The 18,857-nt window shown below is 61.0% G+C and carries 18 protein-coding genes; 11 read left to right on the top strand and 7 right to left on the bottom strand.

What is annotated here, in order from left to right; genetic code table 11:
- The first annotated feature begins 7 nt into the window (after positions 1 to 7).
- Both AC07XZ_RS17150 and AC07XZ_RS17145 read left to right on the top strand, forming a co-directional pair.
- A complete protein-coding gene (locus AC07XZ_RS17150) occupies positions 8 to 310 on the top strand; it encodes a GIY-YIG nuclease family protein (protein WP_102686917.1) in 303 nt (100 codons plus the stop codon).
- Between the two features lie 84 nt (positions 311 to 394).
- Positions 395 to 1,330, top strand: coding sequence for a glutathione S-transferase family protein (locus AC07XZ_RS17145; RefSeq protein ID WP_102686918.1), 936 nt, complete (start codon positions 395 to 397; stop codon positions 1,328 to 1,330).
- Positions 1,331 to 1,361: 31 nt separating this feature from the next.
- Here AC07XZ_RS17145 and AC07XZ_RS17140 read toward each other — a convergent pair whose 3' ends face one another.
- Complete coding sequence (locus tag AC07XZ_RS17140; RefSeq protein ID WP_102686919.1) at positions 1,362 to 1,712, bottom strand: glutaredoxin family protein; 351 nt, start codon at positions 1,710 to 1,712, stop codon at positions 1,362 to 1,364.
- The gene (yejK, locus tag AC07XZ_RS17135; RefSeq protein WP_007957356.1) at positions 1,712 to 2,716 is read right to left on the bottom strand and encodes a nucleoid-associated protein YejK; all 1,005 of its coding nucleotides are present in this window, start codon (positions 2,714 to 2,716) and stop codon (positions 1,712 to 1,714) included. The genes AC07XZ_RS17140 and yejK overlap by 1 nt, the downstream gene beginning before the upstream one ends.
- A 396-nt stretch (positions 2,717 to 3,112) precedes the next feature.
- Here yejK and AC07XZ_RS17130 point away from each other — a divergent pair, with 396 nt between their 5' ends.
- A complete protein-coding gene (locus AC07XZ_RS17130; protein WP_003221909.1) occupies positions 3,113 to 3,394 on the top strand; it encodes an HU family DNA-binding protein in 282 nt (93 codons plus the stop codon).
- 123 nt (positions 3,395 to 3,517) lie between these two features.
- On the opposite strand, the gene rlmF is transcribed toward AC07XZ_RS17130, so the two are convergent.
- The 5 genes from rlmF to AC07XZ_RS17105 form a co-directional block, all read right to left on the bottom strand.
- On the bottom strand, positions 3,518 to 4,540 hold the full coding sequence (rlmF, locus tag AC07XZ_RS17125) for a 23S rRNA (adenine(1618)-N(6))-methyltransferase RlmF (RefSeq protein ID WP_085747006.1): 1,023 nt from the start codon (positions 4,538 to 4,540) through the stop codon (positions 3,518 to 3,520).
- A gap of 133 nt (positions 4,541 to 4,673) precedes the next feature.
- Positions 4,674 to 7,520: a valine--tRNA ligase gene (locus AC07XZ_RS17120; RefSeq protein ID WP_102686920.1), complete on the bottom strand. Its 2,847-nt coding sequence runs from the start codon at positions 7,518 to 7,520 to the stop codon at positions 4,674 to 4,676.
- 198 nt (positions 7,521 to 7,718) lie between these two features.
- On the bottom strand, positions 7,719 to 8,111 hold the full coding sequence (locus AC07XZ_RS17115; RefSeq protein WP_102686921.1) for a DNA polymerase III subunit chi: 393 nt from the start codon (positions 8,109 to 8,111) through the stop codon (positions 7,719 to 7,721).
- An 8-nt stretch (positions 8,112 to 8,119) separates the two neighbouring features.
- Entirely contained in the window at positions 8,120 to 8,548 is a 429-nt protein-coding gene (locus AC07XZ_RS17110) for a DNA polymerase III subunit chi (RefSeq protein ID WP_102686922.1), read from the bottom strand.
- Between the two features lie 60 nt (positions 8,549 to 8,608).
- On the bottom strand, positions 8,609 to 10,099 hold the full coding sequence (locus AC07XZ_RS17105) for a leucyl aminopeptidase (protein ID WP_085747009.1): 1,491 nt from the start codon (positions 10,097 to 10,099) through the stop codon (positions 8,609 to 8,611).
- A gap of 308 nt (positions 10,100 to 10,407) precedes the next feature.
- Between AC07XZ_RS17105 and lptF the strand changes: the two genes are divergently transcribed.
- From lptF to pdxJ, 8 genes are all read left to right on the top strand, one after another.
- Positions 10,408 to 11,529, top strand: a complete 1,122-nt coding sequence (gene lptF, locus AC07XZ_RS17100; protein ID WP_064593584.1) for an LPS export ABC transporter permease LptF — start codon at positions 10,408 to 10,410, stop codon at positions 11,527 to 11,529.
- A complete protein-coding gene (lptG, locus tag AC07XZ_RS17095; protein ID WP_039769506.1) occupies positions 11,522 to 12,583 on the top strand; it encodes an LPS export ABC transporter permease LptG in 1,062 nt (353 codons plus the stop codon). Before lptF ends, lptG begins: the two co-directional genes overlap by 8 nt.
- A gap of 172 nt (positions 12,584 to 12,755) precedes the next feature.
- Entirely contained in the window at positions 12,756 to 14,552 is a 1,797-nt protein-coding gene (gene lepA / locus AC07XZ_RS17090; RefSeq protein ID WP_039769508.1) for a translation elongation factor 4, read from the top strand.
- A 9-nt stretch (positions 14,553 to 14,561) separates the two neighbouring features.
- The gene (gene lepB / locus AC07XZ_RS17085; RefSeq protein ID WP_011332588.1) at positions 14,562 to 15,416 is read left to right on the top strand and encodes a signal peptidase I; all 855 of its coding nucleotides are present in this window, start codon (positions 14,562 to 14,564) and stop codon (positions 15,414 to 15,416) included.
- A 182-nt stretch (positions 15,417 to 15,598) separates the two neighbouring features.
- Positions 15,599 to 16,288, top strand: coding sequence for a ribonuclease III (rnc, locus tag AC07XZ_RS17080; protein ID WP_011332589.1), 690 nt, complete (start codon positions 15,599 to 15,601; stop codon positions 16,286 to 16,288).
- Entirely contained in the window at positions 16,281 to 17,183 is a 903-nt protein-coding gene (gene era / locus AC07XZ_RS17075; RefSeq protein ID WP_039769512.1) for a GTPase Era, read from the top strand. The genes rnc and era overlap by 8 nt, the downstream gene beginning before the upstream one ends.
- A 167-nt stretch (positions 17,184 to 17,350) precedes the next feature.
- Positions 17,351 to 18,040, top strand: a complete 690-nt coding sequence (gene recO, locus AC07XZ_RS17070) for a DNA repair protein RecO (protein WP_085747010.1) — start codon at positions 17,351 to 17,353, stop codon at positions 18,038 to 18,040.
- 47 nt (positions 18,041 to 18,087) lie between these two features.
- Positions 18,088 to 18,831, top strand: a complete 744-nt coding sequence (pdxJ, locus tag AC07XZ_RS17065; protein WP_064382428.1) for a pyridoxine 5'-phosphate synthase — start codon at positions 18,088 to 18,090, stop codon at positions 18,829 to 18,831.
- The last annotated feature ends 26 nt before the right edge of the window (positions 18,832 to 18,857 follow it).

Below are 18,857 nucleotides of genomic sequence, written 5' to 3'. Positions count from 1 at the left end.
TTGTCCCGTGACCAGCCTTAGCGAAAATCCTCTCGATGCCGACGTTCCAGTGAGCAAGTCCTGGTTCGTCTACCTCGTACGCGCCGCCAACGGTTCGCTGTACTGCGGGATCAGCGATGATCCCGTGCGCCGTTTCGCCAAGCACCAGAGCGGCAAGGGCGCACGGTTCTTTCTCTCAAGCCCGGCGATGGCGCTGGTCTACACCGAGCGTTGTCGCGACAAGGGTGATGCGTTGCGTCAGGAGCGATTGATCAAGAAGCTCAGGAAGAGTGCGAAGGAATGTCTGGTGGCGTCTTATCAACCTGACTGATCAGTTCCCATCAGCCGGATCCGTAGGCTGCGAACGAATTGCGCGCTAAGCTGCTGGCTCACTTTCTGTGCGGCGGAGCCGAGCATGTCCGAGTTGATTCTGCATCATTACCCGACCTCTCCATTCGCCGAAAAGGCCCGGCTGCTGTTGGGTTTCAAGGGCCTGTCCTGGCGCTCGGTGCACATCTCGCCGGTGATGCCGAAACCGGACCTGACCGCCCTGACAGGTGGCTACCGCAAGACTCCGGTGCTGCAGATCGGCGCCGACATCTATTGCGACACCGCGCTGATCGCCCGCCGCCTCGAGCAGGAGAAGGCTCAGCCTTCGTTCTTCCCGGAAGGTCAGGAAATGATTGCCGCCAGTTTTGCCGCCTGGGCCGATTCGGTGGTGTTCCAGCACGCGGTGAGCCTGGTGTTCCAGCCGGAATCGGTGGCAGTGCGTTTCGGCAAATTGCCGCCGGAAGCGATCAAGGCGTTCCTTGCCGATCGGGCCGGACTGTTCAGTGGTGGCAGCGCAACCAAGCTTTCAGTGGAGCAGGCCAAGCACAATTGGCCGACACTCATGGCGCGTCTGGAGCAACAGTTGCAGCGCGAAGACGGTGACTTCCTGTTCGGCGAGCCGTCGATTGCCGACTTCGCCATGGCCCATCCGCTGTGGTTCCTCAAGGCCACGCACGTGACGGCACCGTTGGTGGATGCTTACCCGGCAGTGTCGGCGTGGCTGGGGCGTGTGCTCGGCTTCGGCCATGGCGCGGCCAGCGAGATGAGCTCGGAGGAGGCACTGGAGATCGCGCGCAGCTCGACGCCGGCGGCGTTGCCGGACGAAGAGTTCACTGATCCGAACGGGTTCTTGGCAGGTCAGCAGGTGCTGGTCGCAGCGACAGACTACGGTGTAGATCCGGTGGCCGGTGAGCTGGTGTTTGCCGGTCGCGAGGAGCTAATCCTGCGCCGTGAAGACGAGCGAGGCGGGTTGGTGCATGTGCACTTCCCGCGTTTCGGTTTCCGGATCGAGAAACGCTGAAATAACTGAGGGAGCCGATTGGCTCCCTCGTTCATTTCAGTGCAGCGAGAATCTCGTCCGGATCAAACCCGCGAATCAACGTGCCATTGACGTCGATCAGCGGAATCCCGCGCCCGCCCAGCGCTTCGTACACCTTGCGTGCCTCGGCATCCTTCTCGATATCGAATTCCTTGAACGGAATGCCTTTCTGATCGAGAAAGCGCTTGGTCTGCTTGCAGTAGCCGCACCAGTCCGTGGCGTACAGCACGACATGGGCGTTGGCGCGGACTTGCTCGGACGCCATCTGCGACGGGTTGAAGACCCGCTCGATCTTGCCCCAGTTCTGATAGACCACGACCACCAGCAGAACCAGCAGAATCTTTTTCAGCACATTGCCGAGCATCAGTTGCGGCGCTTCAACTGATCGGTGAGCGAGGTCGGCAGGCCTTTGATGACCAGAGTGCCGGCTTCTTCGTCGTATTCGATCTTCGAGCCCAGCAGGTGCGCTTCGAAGCTGATCGACAGGCCCTCAGCACGACCGGTGAAGCGGCGGAACTGGTTGAGCGTGCGTTTATCCGCCGGAATCTCCGGCGACAGGCCGTAATCCTTGTTGCGGATGTGATCGTAGAAGGCTTTCGGGCGCTCTTCGTCGATCAGCTCCGAGAGTTCTTCCAGGCCCATCGGTTCGCCAAGCTTGGCCTGGCTGCTGGCGTAGTCGACCAGGGTCTTGGTCTTCTCGCGGGCGGAATCTTCCGGCAGGTCTTCGCTCTCGACGAAGTCGCTGAAGGCCTTGAGCAGGGTGCGGGTTTCGCCCGGGCCATCGACGCCTTCCTGGCAGCCGATGAAGTCGCGGAAGTACTCCGAAACCTTCTTGCCGTTCTTGCCCTTGATGAACGAGATGTACTGCTTGGACTGCTTGTTGTTCTGCCACTCTGAAACGTTGATCCGCGCCGCCAGGTGCAGTTGACCGAGGTCGAGGTGGCGCGAAGGGGTCACGTCCAGTTGATCGGTCACCGCCACGCCTTCGCTGTGGTGCAGCAGGGCGATGGCCAGGTAATCGGTCATGCCTTGCTGATAGTGGGCGAACAACACATGGCCGCCGACCGACAGGTTCGACTCTTCCATCAGCTTTTGCAGGTGTTCGACCGCGACTTTGCTGAACGCGGTGAAGTCCTTGCCGCCTTCCATGTACTCCTTCAGCCAGCCGCTGAACGGGAACGCACCGGACTCCGGATGGAACAGGCCCCAGGCTTTGCCCTGTTTGGCGTTATAGCTCTCGTTGAGATCGGCGAGCATGTTCTCGATGGCTGCGGACTCAGCCAGTTCGGAGTCACGGGCGTGCAGGACTGCGGGTGTGCCGTCGGGTTTTTTGTCGATCAAATGGACGATGCAATGACGGATCGGCATAGGCTTCTCGGCTGGTGGAAGGGAGGAGGGCGGGCTCCCCCGAAAAAGCGCTCAGTGTACCGCAACCACTGGATTTGGCGCGGGGTGAAGGGCAAATCCGGGTCACCCGACGGCCCTTATGCATTTATTTACCGATTTAGCGCAATAAACCTGACCATTTGGCTAGCTAGAGGCGGATATTTCCTTGTCTCTGTGCTAGTTTTGCCCGGTCTTGTGCGAAGTCACCGCGACAAGCATGCATTCAGCTTTTGTCAGGTCGAACCAAACCTTGATTTCGGCATCTATAACCCCGACTCGTCGTGGTTATCGCCGAGGGTGCCAGATCCAGAAGATCGGGCTCGATGGCTGACACTGCACTCTGCAATCCATATGAATTTGATAGGGAAGGAACACTACATGGCTCTTACTAAAGACCAACTGATCGCCGACATCGCTGAAGCTATCGACGCGCCGAAAACCACCGCGCGTAACGCTCTGGACCAACTGGGCCAAATCGTTGCCGATCAGCTGGAAAACGGCGGCGAAATCACCTTGCCAGGTATCGGCAAGCTGAAAGTGACCGAGCGTCCTGCCCGCACTGGCCGTAACCCATCGACTGGCGCTGCCATCGAAATCCCTGCCAAGAAAGTGATCAAGCTGGTTGTGGCCAAAGGCCTGACCGACGCTGTGAACAAGTAAGACGCAGCGATAAAAAAACCGTGCACCGGAGCGATCCGGGCACGGTTTTTTTGTGCCTGCCGATTGTGTTTCAGCAGTGGCGGCGGCTGCTTTGCGCTCAAGCGCCGCCCCGGTTGAAACGTCTTACTTGCGAACCCAGCGTTCGCGCCGCCAGATCTGCTGTTCGGACTTGGTCTGGAAGGTCCAGGCGACGAAGCGACTCTGTTTCTGCCCCTGGGACATTTCCACCACCTGGCTTTCCAGCGCGCCGGCCTTTTTCAGTGCGGTTTCGATGGCAGGCAGGTTCGAAGCTTTCGAGACCAGGGTGCTGAACCACAACACCTTGTGCGCAAAATTCGCACTTTCGGCGATCAGTTGCGTCACGAAACGCGCTTCGCCGCCCTCACACCACAGCTCGGCCGACTGACCGCCGAAGTTCAGCACCGGCAGTTTGCGTTTCGGATCGGCCTTGCCCAGGGCTCGCCATTTACGCTCGCTGCCCTTGGTGGCTTCTTCCATCGACGCGTGGAACGGCGGGTTGCACATGGTCAGGTCAAAGCGCTCGCCGGGCTCCAGCAGGCCGATCAGGATGTGCTTGCGGTTTTCCTGCTGGCGCAGCTGGATGACCTTGTTCAAGTCGTTGGACTGGACGATGGCCCTGGCAGCAGCCACTGCGGTCGGATCGATCTCCGAGCCCAGGAAGTGCCAGCGATATTCGCTGTTACCGATCAGCGGGTACACGCAGTTGGCGCCCATGCCGATATCCAGCACGTTGACGATGGCGCCGCGCGGAACCACGCCGTCGTTGTTGCTGGCCAGCAGGTCAGCCAGGAAGTGGATGTAGTCGGCGCGGCCCGGCACCGGCGGGCACAGATAATCGGCCGGGATGTCCCAATGCTGGATGCCGTAGAACGATTTGAGCAACGCCCGGTTGAACACACGCACTGCATCGGGACTGGCGAAGTCGATGCTTTCCTTGCCGTACGGGTTGGTGATCACGAACTTCGCCAGTTCCGGCGTGGTCTTGATCAGCGCCGGGAAGTCGTAACGACCCTGATGGCGATTGCGCGGGTGCAGGCTGGCCTCTTTACGCGGCGCCACGGGCTTGGCCGGGGTGGCGGAGTCAGGCTTCTTGCGCGCAGGTTTCGGTGTGCGTGGGGCGTTCATGGGCGTGGTCGATTCGGGTAGGGCTGAAAGTGGCGGCCATTGTCCCACAGGGAGCCGTGTTGTTGGCCGGAAAAGTGCCGGGCACAAAAAAGGGAGGCCGTTGCGGGCCTCCCTTTTTCAGTGCGATTTGCCGTTACAGGCTGGCAATCCGCGCGTGCTGCTCGGCCAGCTTGGCCAAAGCCTGTTCGGCTTCGGCCAGTTTGGCGCGTTCCTTCTCGATGACTTCGGCCGGGGCCTTGTCAACGAAACCGGCATTGGACAGCTTGCCGCCAACGCGCTGGACTTCGCCCTGCAGTCGCAGGATTTCCTTGTCCAGACGCGCCAGCTCGGCGTTCTTGTCGATCAGGCCGGCCATTGGCACCAGCACTTCCATCTCGCCAACCAGTGCGGTGGCGGACAGCGGTGCTTCTTCGCCGGCCGCCAGCACGGTGATCGATTCCAGACGCGCCAGCTTCTTCAGCAGCGCTTCGTTCTCGGTCAGGCGGCGCTGGTCTTCAGCGGTGACGTTCTTCAGGTAGATCGGCAGCGGTTTGCCCGGGCCGATGTTCATTTCGCCACGGATGTTGCGCGTGCCGAGCATCAGACCCTTGAGCCATTCGATGTCGTCTTCGGCCGCCGGATCGATGCGCTCTTCGTTGGCCACCGGCCAAGGTTGCAGCATGATCGTCTTGCCCTGAATGCCGGCCAGCGGCGCGATGCGCTGCCAGATTTCTTCAGTGATGAACGGCATGAACGGATGCGCCAGGCGCAGCGCCACTTCCAGTACCCGAACCAGTGTGCGGCGTGTGCCTCGCTGACGCTCGACCGGCGCGTTTTCGTCCCACAGCACTGGCTTGGACAATTCCAGGTACCAGTCGCAGTACTGGTTCCAGATGAACTCGTACAGCGCTTGCGCCGCCAGGTCGAAACGGAACTGATCCAATTGACGGGTCACTTCGGCTTCGGTGCGTTGCAGCTGCGAGATGATCCAGCGATCCGCCAGAGACAGCTCGTAGGCTTCGCCGTTCTGGCCGCAGTCTTCGCCCTTGTCCAGAACATAACGCGCGGCGTTCCAGATCTTGTTGCAGAAGTTGCGATAGCCTTCGACGCGGCCCATGTCGAACTTGATGTCGCGACCGGTGGACGCCAGCGAGCAGAAGGTGAAGCGCAGGGCGTCGGTGCCGTAGCTGGCGATGCCATCGGCGAACTCGTCGCGGGTCTGCTTCTCGATCTTCTTCGCCAGTTTCGGCTGCATCAGACCGGAAGTGCGTTTCTGCACCAGGGTTTCGAGCTCGATGCCGTCGATGATGTCCAGCGGGTCCAGGACGTTGCCCTTGGACTTGGACATCTTCTGGCCTTGGCCATCACGCACCAGACCATGCACATAAACGGTCTTGAACGGAACCTGCGGCGTGCCGTCCTCGTTCTTGATCAGGTGCATCGTCAGCATGATCATCCGGGCAACCCAGAAGAAAATGATGTCGAAACCGGTGACCAGCACGTCGGTGGAGTGGAATTTCTTCAGGAACTCGGTCTTTTCCGGCCAGCCCAGGGTGGAGAACGTCCACAGGCCCGAACTGAACCAGGTGTCGAGAACGTCGTTGTCCTGTTGCAGCGCAACGTCCGGACCGAGGTTGTGCTTGGCGCGCACTTCGGCTTCGTCGCGACCGACGTAGACCTTGCCCGACTCGTCGTACCAGGCTGGAATCCGGTGGCCCCACCACAGCTGACGGCTGATGCACCAGTCCTGGATGTCGCGCATCCACGAGAAGTACATGTTTTCGTACTGCTTCGGCACGAACTGGATACGGCCGTCTTCAACGGCAGCAATCGCAGGCTCGGCCAGCGGCTTGGTGGACACGTACCACTGGTCGGTCAGCCACGGCTCGATGACGGTGCCGGAGCGGTCGCCTTTCGGTACTTTCAGGTTGTGGTCGTCGACGCTCACCAGCAGGCCGGCGGCGTCGAATGCGGCAACGATCTGCTTGCGCGCTTCGAAACGCTCGAGACCGGCGTATTCGGCCGGAATCTTGCCGTCGATGCTGTCGTTCAGCGTGCCGTCGAGGTTGAACACCTGGGCCGCAGGCAGCACGTTGGCGTTCTTGTCGAAGATGTTCAGCAGCGGCAGGTTGTGGCGCTTGCCGACTTCGTAGTCGTTGAAATCGTGGGCCGGGGTGATTTTCACGCAGCCGGTGCCGAATTCAGGATCGCAGTAATCGTCGGCGATGATCGGGATGCGGCGGCCGACCAGCGGCAACTCGACAAACTTGCCGATCAGGGCTTTGTAGCGCTCGTCGTTCGGGTTCACCGCGACGGCGGAGTCGCCGAGCATGGTTTCCGGACGGGTGGTCGCGACGATCAGGAAATCGTTGCCTTCAGCGGTTTTCGCGCCGTCGGCCAGCGGGTATTTCAGGTTCCACAGGAAACCTTTCTCGTCGTGGTTTTCCACTTCGAGGTCGGAAATCGCCGTGTGCAGCTTGGTGTCCCAGTTGACCAGACGCTTGCCGCGATAGATCAAACCGTCTTCGTGCAGGCGCACGAACGCTTCTTTAACGGCTTCCGAGAGGCCGTCATCCATGGTGAAGCGCTCGCGGCTCCAGTCCACGGACGAGCCGAGGCGACGGATCTGACGGCTGATGTTGCCGCCGGACTGATCCTTCCACTCCCAGACTTTCTCGAGGAATTTTTCCCGGCCCAGATCGTGGCGATTCTGGCCCTGGGCTTCGAGTTGACGCTCCACCAGCATCTGCGTGGCGATACCGGCGTGGTCGGTGCCCGGCTGCCACAGGGTGTTGCGACCCTGCATGCGGCGGAAACGGATCAGGGCGTCCATGATCGCGTTGTTGAAACCGTGACCCATGTGCAGGCTGCCGGTGACGTTCGGCGGCGGGATCATGATGGTGTAGGAGTCGCCCGCGCCTTGCGGGGCGAAGTAGTTCTCGGACTCCCAGGTGTTGTACCAGGAAGTTTCAATGGCGTGCGGCTGGTAGGTCTTATCCATGCGCGGCGGGACCCTATTGGCATTTATTCAGGAAAAGCCGGGAAGTATAGCGGGGCATGGGGCGCAGGGCGAGCGGGGCGGGCCGGGTGGAGACTTAAATGTTGGAGCTGGCTCGCCAGCGATGCACGCGCCGCGGTTTTCAGGAAAACCGCAGTGATGCGATCGCTGGCAGGTCAGCTCCCACAGGAGATTGGGGGATTATTCGTATTGGCTGAGAAGCCGTTCCATCCGCGCCTCGAGGCGACGTTTGATTTCGGTTTCGATGTGCGGCGCGAAATCGTCAATCACGTCCTGCATGATCAGTTGCGCGGCGGCACGCAGTTCGCTGTCCAGGTGCAGCAGGGCGTCGGGGCCTTTATCCACAGGCGCAGCGGCAGGCTGCGGGGCAGGTGCCGGCGCGGGTGCAGCCTCAACGGCTTGCGGTGTGTTGTCGACCGAATCGAACAACATCGGAATCTGTTCCTGTTCGCCATCATCGACCGTGTCGGTCAGCAGTGGCGGTTGCAGGTTGTCATCCCCGAGCAGTTGGCGGATCGACTCGAGGTCATCCAGCAGGTGCGTGGGTTTTTGCAGCGGTTTTGGAGTGTCCATCGGCGTACTCAGAGTCGCTGTAAACGGTGGTCTTGCAGAGGATAGCCCTGTTCGCGGTAGAAACGGAAACTCTCCCGCGCCGCAGTGCGGATCGCCGGATCTTCCACCACCACCTCCGCCACCCGGGCGAATTTGTTGGCGAAAACCGGGACTTTCAGGTCGAGGTTGACCAGCAAGTCTGTGTGCTGGCCGCAGTCATCGCCCAGTCCCAGCACGATCAGTCCTTCCGGTTCGCTTTCAGCCGGGCCGTGAGGCACGAAGGTTTCGCCCTTGAACGCCCACAGTCGCGCATCGAGATCATCACGCTGGGCGGCATCGCTGCAATGGAGGTAGATGCGATGGCCCATGCGCCAGGCTTTATCGGTGAGCTTGCAGGCAAAGTCCAGGCGAGCCGAAGGATCGGCGCTGGGCAGGATGTAAAAGTCGACTTTGGTCATTGCGGTTCCTGAGCTGCAAGCAGCGCCCCTCAAGAGAGGCGCCGCTCGCAGTCATCGGTTTCAGGCTTTGGCGCGGTCCAGCAGGTACTGGGTCAGCAGCGGAACCGGACGGCCAGTGGCGCCCTTGTCCTTGCCGCCGCTGGTCCAGGCGGTGCCTGCGATGTCCAGGTGCGCCCAGTTCAGGTTTTTGGTGAAGCGCGACAGGAAGCAGGCAGCGGTGATGGTGCCGGCCTTAGGACCGCCGATGTTGGCGATGTCGGCGAACGGACTGTCCAGCTGCTCCTGGTATTCATCGAACAGCGGCAGTTGCCAGGCGCGGTCGTCGGCAGCCTTGCCGGCGCTCAGCAGTTGCTCGATCAGCTCGTCGTTGTTGCCCAGCAGGCCCGACGTGTGGGCGCCCAGCGCAACGACGCAGGCACCGGTCAGGGTGGCGATGTCGATTACCGCTTGCGGCTTGAAGCGCTCGGAGTAGGTCAGGGCATCGCACAGCACCAGACGGCCTTCGGCGTCGGTGTTGAGGATTTCCACGGTCTGGCCGCTCATGGTGGTGACGATGTCGCCCGGACGCGAAGCGTTGCCGCTCGGCATGTTCTCGGCGCAAGCCAGGATGCACACCAGGTTGATCGGCAGTTTCAGTTCCAGCACGGCGCGCAGAGTACCGAACACGCTGGCGGCGCCACCCATGTCGTACTTCATTTCGTCCATGCCGGCGCCCGGTTTCAGGCTGATGCCGCCGGTGTCGAAAGTGATGCCTTTACCAACCAGTGCGTACGGCTTCTCGGATTTCTTGCCGCCGTTGTATTGCATGACGATCAGGCGCGGCGGCTGGGCGCTGCCCTGGCCGACGGCGTAGAACGAACCCATGCCCAGCGACTTGATCTTCTTCTCGTCGAGGACTTCGACTTTCAGATCCTTGAACTCTTTGCCGAGGTTCTTGGCTTGCTCGCCGAGGAAAGTCGGGTGGCAGATGTTCGGCGGCAGGTTGCCCAGGTTACGGGTGAACGCCATGCCGTTGGCGATCGCGGTGGCGTGGTTCACGGCGCGCTGCACTTCGGCCTGAGCGGCCTTGATGGTCAGCAGGGTGATCTTCTTCAGGGCCCGCGGTTCGGCTTTCTGGCTCTTGAACTGGTCGAAGGTGTATTCGCCGTCGACCAGGGTTTCGGCCAGCAGGCGGGTCTTGCCGTAGCTGTCGCGGTTCTTGACGATGATTTCATCGAGTGCCAGGACGGCATCGCTGCCGGCCAGGCCTTTAAGGGTGTTGAGGATGCCGGCGACGATCTTGCGGAACGGACGGTCGCCCAGTTCTTCATCCTTGCCCACGCCGACCAGCAGCACGCGTTCGGCTTTCAGGTTCGGCAGGCTGTGCAGCAACAGGCTCTGGCCGACCTTGCCGGCCAGATCGCCACGCTTGAGCACGGCGCTGATTGCGCCACCGCTCAGTTCGTCGACCTGCCTGGCGGCAACACCGAGTTTGCGGCCTTCGCCGACGGCAACCACCAGGGTGGCGGTTTTCAACGTTTCTGGGCTAACGCTTTTTACAACCAGTTCCATGTCCGGATCCCTGAATGAATGGTCAACACGCAGGCGTTCGACGGTGCCCGCCGTCGCCTGCTTATAGAGAGAAGAGGCGCAGGCCAGTGCCTGCGACAGAGGCGGCAGTTTGAACCTCGCTCACCGCGCCTGACAACCCTCGGTAGTACGATCTTCAACGGATTGCACGCTTGCGTGAGTGTGCGCAGTGACAGGCGCCCTCAATCACAGGATAATGCCGCATCTTTTTTCGACGGCTCTGCCTTGCGGGCCCGTCGATACGTTTGCTTGTTTGGCCGCCTTAGCCTGACAACCCTGGAGTGTCTGGTTTGATCGTCTTCCGTTATCTGTCCCGCGAAGTCCTGTTGACCCTGAGTGCGGTAAGCGCCGTGCTGCTGGTCATCATCATGAGCGGTCGCTTCATCAAATACCTTGCCCAGGCCGCCGCAGGCCAGCTCGATCCGGGATCGCTGTTCCTGATCATGGGCTTCCGTCTGCCGGGCTTCCTGCAACTGATCCTGCCGCTGGGCCTGTTTCTCGGGATCCTGCTGGCGTACGGCCGGTTGTACCTGGAAAGCGAGATGACCGTGCTCTCGGCCACCGGCATGAGCCAGCAGCGTCTGTTTCGCATGACTCTGTTTCCGGCCACCCTGGTGGCGCTGGTGGTTGCATGGCTGAGCCTGAGCCTGGCCCCGCAAGGCGCCAACCAGTTCCAGCTGCTGCTGAACAAGCAGGACGCCCTGACCGAGTTCGACACCCTCGAGCCCGGCCGCTTCCAGGCCCTGCGCGACGGTACGCGGGTGACCTACACCGAAACCCTGAGCGATGATCGGGTCAATCTTGGCAGCGTGTTCATCTCGCAGAAGAACCTCGGCGCCAACCAGAAAGATCGCGGGATTTCCGTGCTGGTGGCGGAAAAGGGGCGTCAGGAAGTGCGTCCCGACGGCAACCGCTACCTGATCCTCGACAACGGCTACCGCTACGACGGCAGCCCGGGTCAGGCCAACTATCGCGCCATCCACTACGAAACCTACGGCGTGCTGCTGCCCAAGCCGGATGTCAGCGAGGAAGTCACCGACCGTGACGCCATGCCGACCTCGTCTCTGCTGGGCAGCGATGACATCCGCTCGAAAACCGAACTGCAATGGCGCCTGTCGCTGCCGTTGCTGGTGTTCATCGTGACCCTGATGGCGGTGCCGCTGTCGCGGGTCAATCCGCGTCAGGGGCGTTTCCTCAAGCTGCTGCCGGCGATTCTTCTTTATATGGCTTACCTGACCATCCTGATTGCCGCCCGCGGCGCCCTCGAGAAAGGCAAGATTCCACCGGCGCTCGGCTTGTGGTGGGTCCACGCGATCTTCCTGGTCATCGGCCTCGGCCTGCTGTACTGGGAACCTCTGCGCCTGAAACTGGCGAGCCGTCGCAGCGCAGCGCTGGAGGTGGCCCGTGGTTAAACTCGACCGCTACATCGGCAGCAGCGTGTTCATGGCGATCATCGCAGTGCTGGCGATCATTCTCGGCCTGGCAACCTTGTTTGCGTTCATCGACGAGATGGGCGACGTCAGTGACACCTACACCTTGGTCGACGTTCTGAGCTTCGTGCTCCTGACCGCGCCGCGTCGGCTCTACGACATGCTGCCGATGGCGGCGCTGATCGGTTGCCTGATCGGCCTCGGCAGTCTGGCGAGCAGCAGCGAACTGACCGTGATGCGCGCAGCCGGTGTGTCCATCGGGCGCATCGTCTGGGCGGTGATGAAGCCGATGCTGGTGCTGATGCTGGCCGGCGTGCTGATCGGCGAGTACGTGGCTCCGGCCACCGAAAGCATGGCCCAGGCCAACCGTTCGCTGGCGCAAGGCAGCGGCGACGCGCAAAGCGCCAAGCACGGCATGTGGCACCGTCAAGGCGAGGAGTTCATTCACATCAACTCCGTACAGCCCAACGGTCGCCTGTACGGCGTGACTCGTTATCACTTCGACAAAGAGCGTCACCTGCTGAGCTCGAGCTTCGCCAAACGCGCCGAGTTCGACACCGATCACTGGCAGCTGACCGACGTGACCACCACCAAATTCCACGAGCGCAGCACTGAAGTGGTCAACACGCCGGTCGAGCGCTGGGATGTCTCGCTGAGCCCGCAATTGCTGAGCACTGTAGTGATGGCGCCGGAATCGCTGTCGATCACCGGTCTGTGGGGTTACATCCACTATCTGGCTGATCAGGGTCTGAGCAACGGTCGTTACTGGCTGGCATTTTGGGTCAAGGTGTTGCAGCCGTTGGTGACCGCCGCGCTGGTGCTGATGGCGATTTCCTTCATCTTCGGTCCGTTGCGTTCGGTGACCCTCGGTCAGCGGGTGTTCACCGGTGTGCTGGTGGGCTTCACCTTCCGCATCGTTCAGGATCTGCTGGGTCCATCCAGTCTGGTCTTCGGCTTCTCGCCGCTGTTCGCGGTGCTGGTGCCGGCTGGCGTGTGTGCGCTGGCGGGTGTCTGGCTGTTGCGTCGAGCCGGTTGATGAACAAGGTTTCACCCACGCTTTAGCCTTGAAAACGCCTCGGTCATCAGATCGGGGCGTTTTTGCATGCAATCAGGGTGACAGGCGAACGTGACGCTTGCGCCGTGTATCAGGTACAATTCCCGGCTATTTTTCGGCGGGCCAAGCCTGCAGCCTTTTTGAGTGTTGATCCGTGAGTGATTTGAGTCATATCCGCAATTTCTCCATCATCGCCCACATTGACCATGGCAAGTCGACGCTGGCTGACCGTTTCATCCAGATGTGCGGTGGCCTGGCCGAGCGTGAAATGGAAGCCCAGGTACTGGATTCCATGGATCTGGAGCGCGAACGCGGGATCACCATCAAGGCCCACAGCGTTACCCTCTATTACAAGGCCAAAGACGGCGTCACCTACCAGCTGAACTTCATTGACACCCCGGGCCACGTCGACTTCACCTACGAAGTCAGCCGTTCCCTGGCCGCGTGTGAAGGTGCGTTGCTGGTGGTCGATGCGGGGCAGGGCGTTGAAGCCCAATCCGTTGCCAACTGCTACACCGCCATCGAGCAGGGCCTCGAGGTCATGCCAGTCCTGAACAAGATCGACCTGCCACAGGCCGAGCCTGACCGCGTCAAGGACGAGATCGAGAAGATCATCGGCATCGACGCCACCGACGCCGTCACCTGCAGCGCCAAGACCGGCCTGGGTGTCGACGAAGTGCTCGAGCGTCTGGTCGCCACCATTCCTGCGCCGACCGGCAACATCGAAGATCCGCTGCAAGCGTTGATCATCGACTCCTGGTTCGACAACTACCTGGGCGTTGTTTCCCTGGTGCGCGTGCGTCACGGCCGCGTGAAGAAGGGCGACAAGATCCTCGTCAAGTCCACCGGCAAGGTGCACCTGGTCGACAGCGTCGGCGTGTTCAACCCGAAACACACCGCCACCGCTGACCTGAAGGCCGGCGAAGTGGGCTTCATCATTGCCAGCATCAAGGACATTCACGGTGCGCCGGTCGGTGACACCCTGACCTTGAGCTCCACCCCGGACGTTCCGGTACTGCCAGGCTTCAAACGCATCCAGCCACAGGTTTACGCCGGTCTGTTCCCGGTCAGCTCCGACGACTTCGAGGACTTCCGCGAAGCGCTGCAGAAACTGACCCTGAACGACTCGTCGCTGCAATACACCCCGGAAAGCTCCGACGCGCTGGGCTTCGGCTTCCGTTGCGGCTTCCTCGGCATGCTGCACATGGAAATCATCCAGGAGCGCCTGGAGCGCGAGTACGACCTGGACCTGATCACCACGGCGCCGACGGTAATCTTCGAACTGGTGCTGAAAACCGGTGAAACGATTTACGTCGACAACCCGTCGAAGCTGCCGGACGTCTCGTCGATCGAAGACATGCGCGAGCCAATCGTGCGCGCCAACATCCTGGTACCGCAGGAGCACCTGGGCAACGTCATCACCCTGTGCATCGAGAAACGCGGTGTGCAGGTCGACATGCTGTTCCTCGGCAATCAGGTGCAAGTTACCTACGACCTGCCGATGAACGAAGTGGTCCTGGACTTCTTCGATCGTCTGAAATCCACCAGCCGCGGCTATGCTTCGCTGGACTACCATTTCGATCGTTACCAATCGGCTAATCTGGTGAAACTGGACGTGCTGATCAACGGCGACAAGGTCGACGCTCTGGCGCTGATCGTGCACCGTGACAACTCGCACTTCAAAGGTCGCCAGTTGACCGAGAAGATGAAAGAACTGATTCCTCGTCAGATGTTCGACGTGGCCATCCAGGCTGCCATTGGCGGTCAGATCGTCGCCCGGACAACCGTCAAGGCACTCAGAAAGAACGTATTGGCCAAGTGCTACGGCGGCGACGTCAGCCGTAAGAAAAAACTGCTTGAGAAGCAGAAGGCCGGTAAGAAACGCATGAAACAGGTCGGCAACGTGGAAATTCCACAAGAAGCCTTCCTCGCCGTGCTCAGGTTGGAATAGTCAGGTCCTATGTCACTAAATTTCCCGCTGTTGCTGGTCATTGCCGTGTTCGTCTGCGGTCTGTTGGCGTTGCTCGATCTGTTGATCCTGGCACCGCGTCGGCGTGCCGCCATCGCCTCCTATCAGGGCAGCGTCAGCCAGCCTGATGTGGTGGTGGTCGAGAAGCTGAACAAGGAACCGCTGCTGGTCGAGTACGGCAAGTCGTTCTTCCCGGTGCTGTTCATCGTGCTGGTGCTGCGTTCGTTCCTGGTGGAGCCGTTCCAGATTCCGTCCGGCTCGATGAAACCGACTTTGGACGTTGGCGACTTCATTCTGGTGAACAAGTTTTCCTACGGGATCCGTTTGCCGGTGATTGACAAGAAGATCATCGAAGTCGGTGACCCGCAGCGCGGCGATGTGATGGTGTTCCGCTACCCGAGCGACCCGAACGTCAACTACATCAAGCGTGTAGTCGGTTTGCCGGGCGACACCGTGCGGTACACCGCCGACAAGCGCCTGTTCGTCAATGGCGAGTCGATTGCCGAGCAACTGGTCGGCTCCGAGCCGGGCACGCTGGGCAGCGCGGAACTCTACAAGGAAAAACTCGGCGTCGCCGAGCACCTGATCCGCAAGGAAATGAGCCGCTACCGCGCCACACCGGACCATACCTGGACCGTGCCGGCCGGGCACTACTTCATGATGGGCGACAACCGCGACAACTCGAACGACAGTCGCTACTGGGATGATCCGAACATTCCCAAGGATCTGCTGGGCATGGTTCCCGACCAGAACATCGTCGGCAAGGCCTTCGCGGTCTGGATGAGCTGGCCGGAACCGAAACTCAGCCACCTGCCGAACTTCTCGCGGGTCGGCCTGATCAAGTAAACAAACACGGCGCTGTTGACCACAGCGCCGAATGCATTTCTGGCGTCGGCACAACCGGCTCCGGGGCATGAAGCCACGATATTCAGGACGTCATTTTTGAACACAGCGTTAATTGTCCCAGGCCTGCGCCGTATCCCGGCGATGGCAGTGGAATCCAGCCACGAACTCAGCGTGGGTAAACCGTGAGCGTTTCTCTAAGCCGTCTCGAGCGTCAGCTCGGTTACACCTTCAAGGATCAGGAACTGATGGTCCTGGCCCTTACGCACCGCAGCTTTGCCGGACGCAATAACGAGCGTCTGGAATTCCTCGGCGATGCGATCCTCAACTTTGTTGCCGGCGAAGCCTTGTTCGACCGTTTCCCGCTGGCTCGCGAAGGCCAGTTGTCGCGTTTGCGCGCACGGCTGGTAAAAGGTGAGACGCTGGCGGTGCTGGCCCGCGGTTTCGATCTGGGCGATTACCTGCGTCTGGGGTCCGGCGAATTGAAGAGCGGCGGTTTCCGTCGCGAGTCGATTCTGGCCGACGCCCTTGAAGCGCTGATCGGTGCGATCTACCTCGACGCCGGCATGGAAGTCGCCCGCGAGCGCGTACTGGCCTGGCTGGCCGGCGAGTTCGAAGGTCTGACGCTGGTCGATACCAACAAGGATCCGAAGACCCGCCTGCAGGAATTTTTGCAATCGCGTGGCTGCGAACTGCCGCGCTACGAAGTGGTGGATATCCAGGGCGAGCCGCACTGTCGTACCTTCTTCGTCGAGTGCGAAGTTGTCCTATTGAATGAAAAAAGCCGGGGTCAGGGTGTGAGCCGTCGTATTGCCGAACAGGTAGCGGCCGCTGCAGCACTGATTGCCCTGGGTGTGGAGAATGGCAATGACTGATACAAACGCAACGCGCTGTGGCTATGTTGCCATCGTCGGCCGTCCCAACGTGGGCAAGTCCACGCTGCTGAACCACATCCTCGGCCAGAAGCTCGCGATCACCTCGCGCAAGCCGCAGACCACTCGCCACAACATGCTCGGGATCAAGACCGAGGGCGACGTGCAGGCGATCTACGTTGACACCCCCGGCATGCACAAGGGGGGCGAAAAAGCCCTGAACCGTTACATGAACAAGACCGCTTCGGCGGCGTTGAAAGACGTCGACGTGGTGATCTTCGTGGTCGACCGCACCAAGTGGACCGAAGAAGACCAGATGGTGCTGGAGCGCGTGCAGTACGTGACCGGCCCGCTGATCGTCGCGCTGAACAAGACCGACCGCATCGAAGACAAGGCCGAGCTGATGCCGCATCTGTCGTGGTTGCAGGAACAGCTGCCGAACGCGCAGATCATTCCGATCTCGGCGCAACACGGGCACAACCTCGATGCGCTGGAAAAGGTCATCGCCGATCATCTGCCGGAGAACGATCACTTCTTCCCGGAAGACCAGATCACTGACCGCAGCAGCCGCTTCCTCGCCGCCGAACTGGTGCGCGAGAAGATCATGCGCCAGCTCGGCGCCGAGCTGCCGTACCAGATCACTGTGGAAATCGAAGAGTTCAAGCAGCAGGGTGCGACGCTGCACATCCATGCGCTGATCCTCGTCGAGCGTGACGGCCAGAAGAAAATCATCATTGGCGACAAGGGCGAGCGCATCAAGCGCATCGGCACCGAGGCGCGCAAGGACATGGAGCTGCTGTTCGACTCCAAGATCATGCTCAATCTGTGGGTCAAGGTGAAGGGCGGCTGGTCCGACGACGAGCGTGCGCTGCGTTCGCTGGGTTACGGCGACCTGTAAGCGCTGATCCCGAGAACACCGATACCCACTGTGGGAGCGAGCCTGCTCGCGATAGCGGTATTTCAGTCGACATCCTTGTTGTCTGATACACCCTCATCGCGAGCAGGCTCGCTCCCACAGTAGTTTTGGGTTTGTGTGTAAAACTGCGTTTCGTCATCGAGAACTCAATGTCGCAAAGCCCGCCTCCCGCCCAACCCGCCTACGTCCTGCATTCGCGCGCCTACCGCGAAACCAGCGCATTGGTGGACTTCCTCACGCCGCAAGGTCGGCTGCGGGCGGTGTTGCGCAGTGCGCGGGGCAAGGCCGGGACATTGGCGCGGCCATTCGTGCCGCTGGAAGTGGAGTTTCGCGGCAAGGGTGAGTTGAAGAACGTCGGGCGCATGGAGAGTGTCGGCAACGCAACGTGGATGGTCGGCGAGGCGCTGTTCAGCGGCCTGTATCTCAATGAACTGTTGATTCGCCTGCTGCCCGCCGAAGATCCGCACCCGGCGGTGTTCGATCATTACGCCGCGACCTTGCTGGCATTGGCCGAAGGCCGGCCGCTGGAGCCGTTGCTGCGTTCTTTCGAATGGCGGCTGCTCGACGACCTTGGTTATGGCTTTTCCCTGAATACCGACATCAACGACGAGCCTGTCGCTGCGGACGGTCTCTATCGCTTGCAGGTGGATGCCGGACTCGAACGGGTCTACCTGCTGCAACCCGGTCTGTTCAACGGCACCGAACTGCTGGCCATGGCCGAAGCCGACTGGTCGGCACCGGGCGCGCTGTCCGCCGCCAAGCGCTTGATGCGCCAGGCATTGGCCGTGCATCTGGGCGGTCGTCCCCTCGTCAGTCGCGAGCTGTTTCGCAAGCCCTGATCTCGCCGTATGCTGTGCGCCGAATCTTTCCATTCAGGAGCGCATCCGTGACCACCAGCAATCGCATTCTTCTTGGCGTGAACATCGACCACGTCGCCACCCTGCGTCAGGCCCGTGGCACGCGCTATCCGGATCCGGTCAAGGCTGCGCTGGACGCGGAAGAGGCGGGCGCCGACGGCATCACCGTGCACCTGCGCGAAGACCGCCGGCACATTCAGGAGCGCGACGTGCTGCTGCTCAAGGACGTGCTGCAAACCCGCATGAACTTCGAAATGGGCGTCACCGAAGAAATGATGGCGTTCGCCGAGCGCATTCGTCCGGCGCACATCTGCCTGGTGCCGGAAACCCGTCAGGAATTGACCACCGAAGGCGGTCTGGATGTGGCGGGGCAGGAAGAGCGGATCAGGGCGGCTGTCGAGCGTCTGTCGAAGATCGGCAGCGAGGTATCGCTGTTCATTGACGCCGACGAGCGGCAGATCGCTGCGTCGAAGCGCGTCGGTGCCCCGGCTATCGAGCTGCACACCGGGCGTTACGCCGATGCCGAAACACCAACCGAAGTGGCTGAAGAGCTCAAGCGTGTGGCGGACGGCGTGGCCTTCGGTCTGGCCCAGGGCCTGATCGTCAATGCCGGCCATGGCCTGCACTATCACAACGTCGAGGCGGTTGCCGCAATCAAGGGCATCAACGAGCTGAACATCGGTCACGCACTGGTGGCGCACGCGTTGTTCGTCGGCTTCAAGTCGGCAGTGTCGGAGATGAAGGCGTTGATTCTGGCGGCTGCCAAACACTAAGTTTCAACATCCTGTGGGAGCCAACT

The sequence above is a fragment of the Pseudomonas sp. GW458-11-26-14-LB4 genome, from assembly GCF_059423925.1.
Note: the sequence above shows the minus strand (reverse complement) of the source record. Positions and strands in the feature narration are given on the sequence as shown.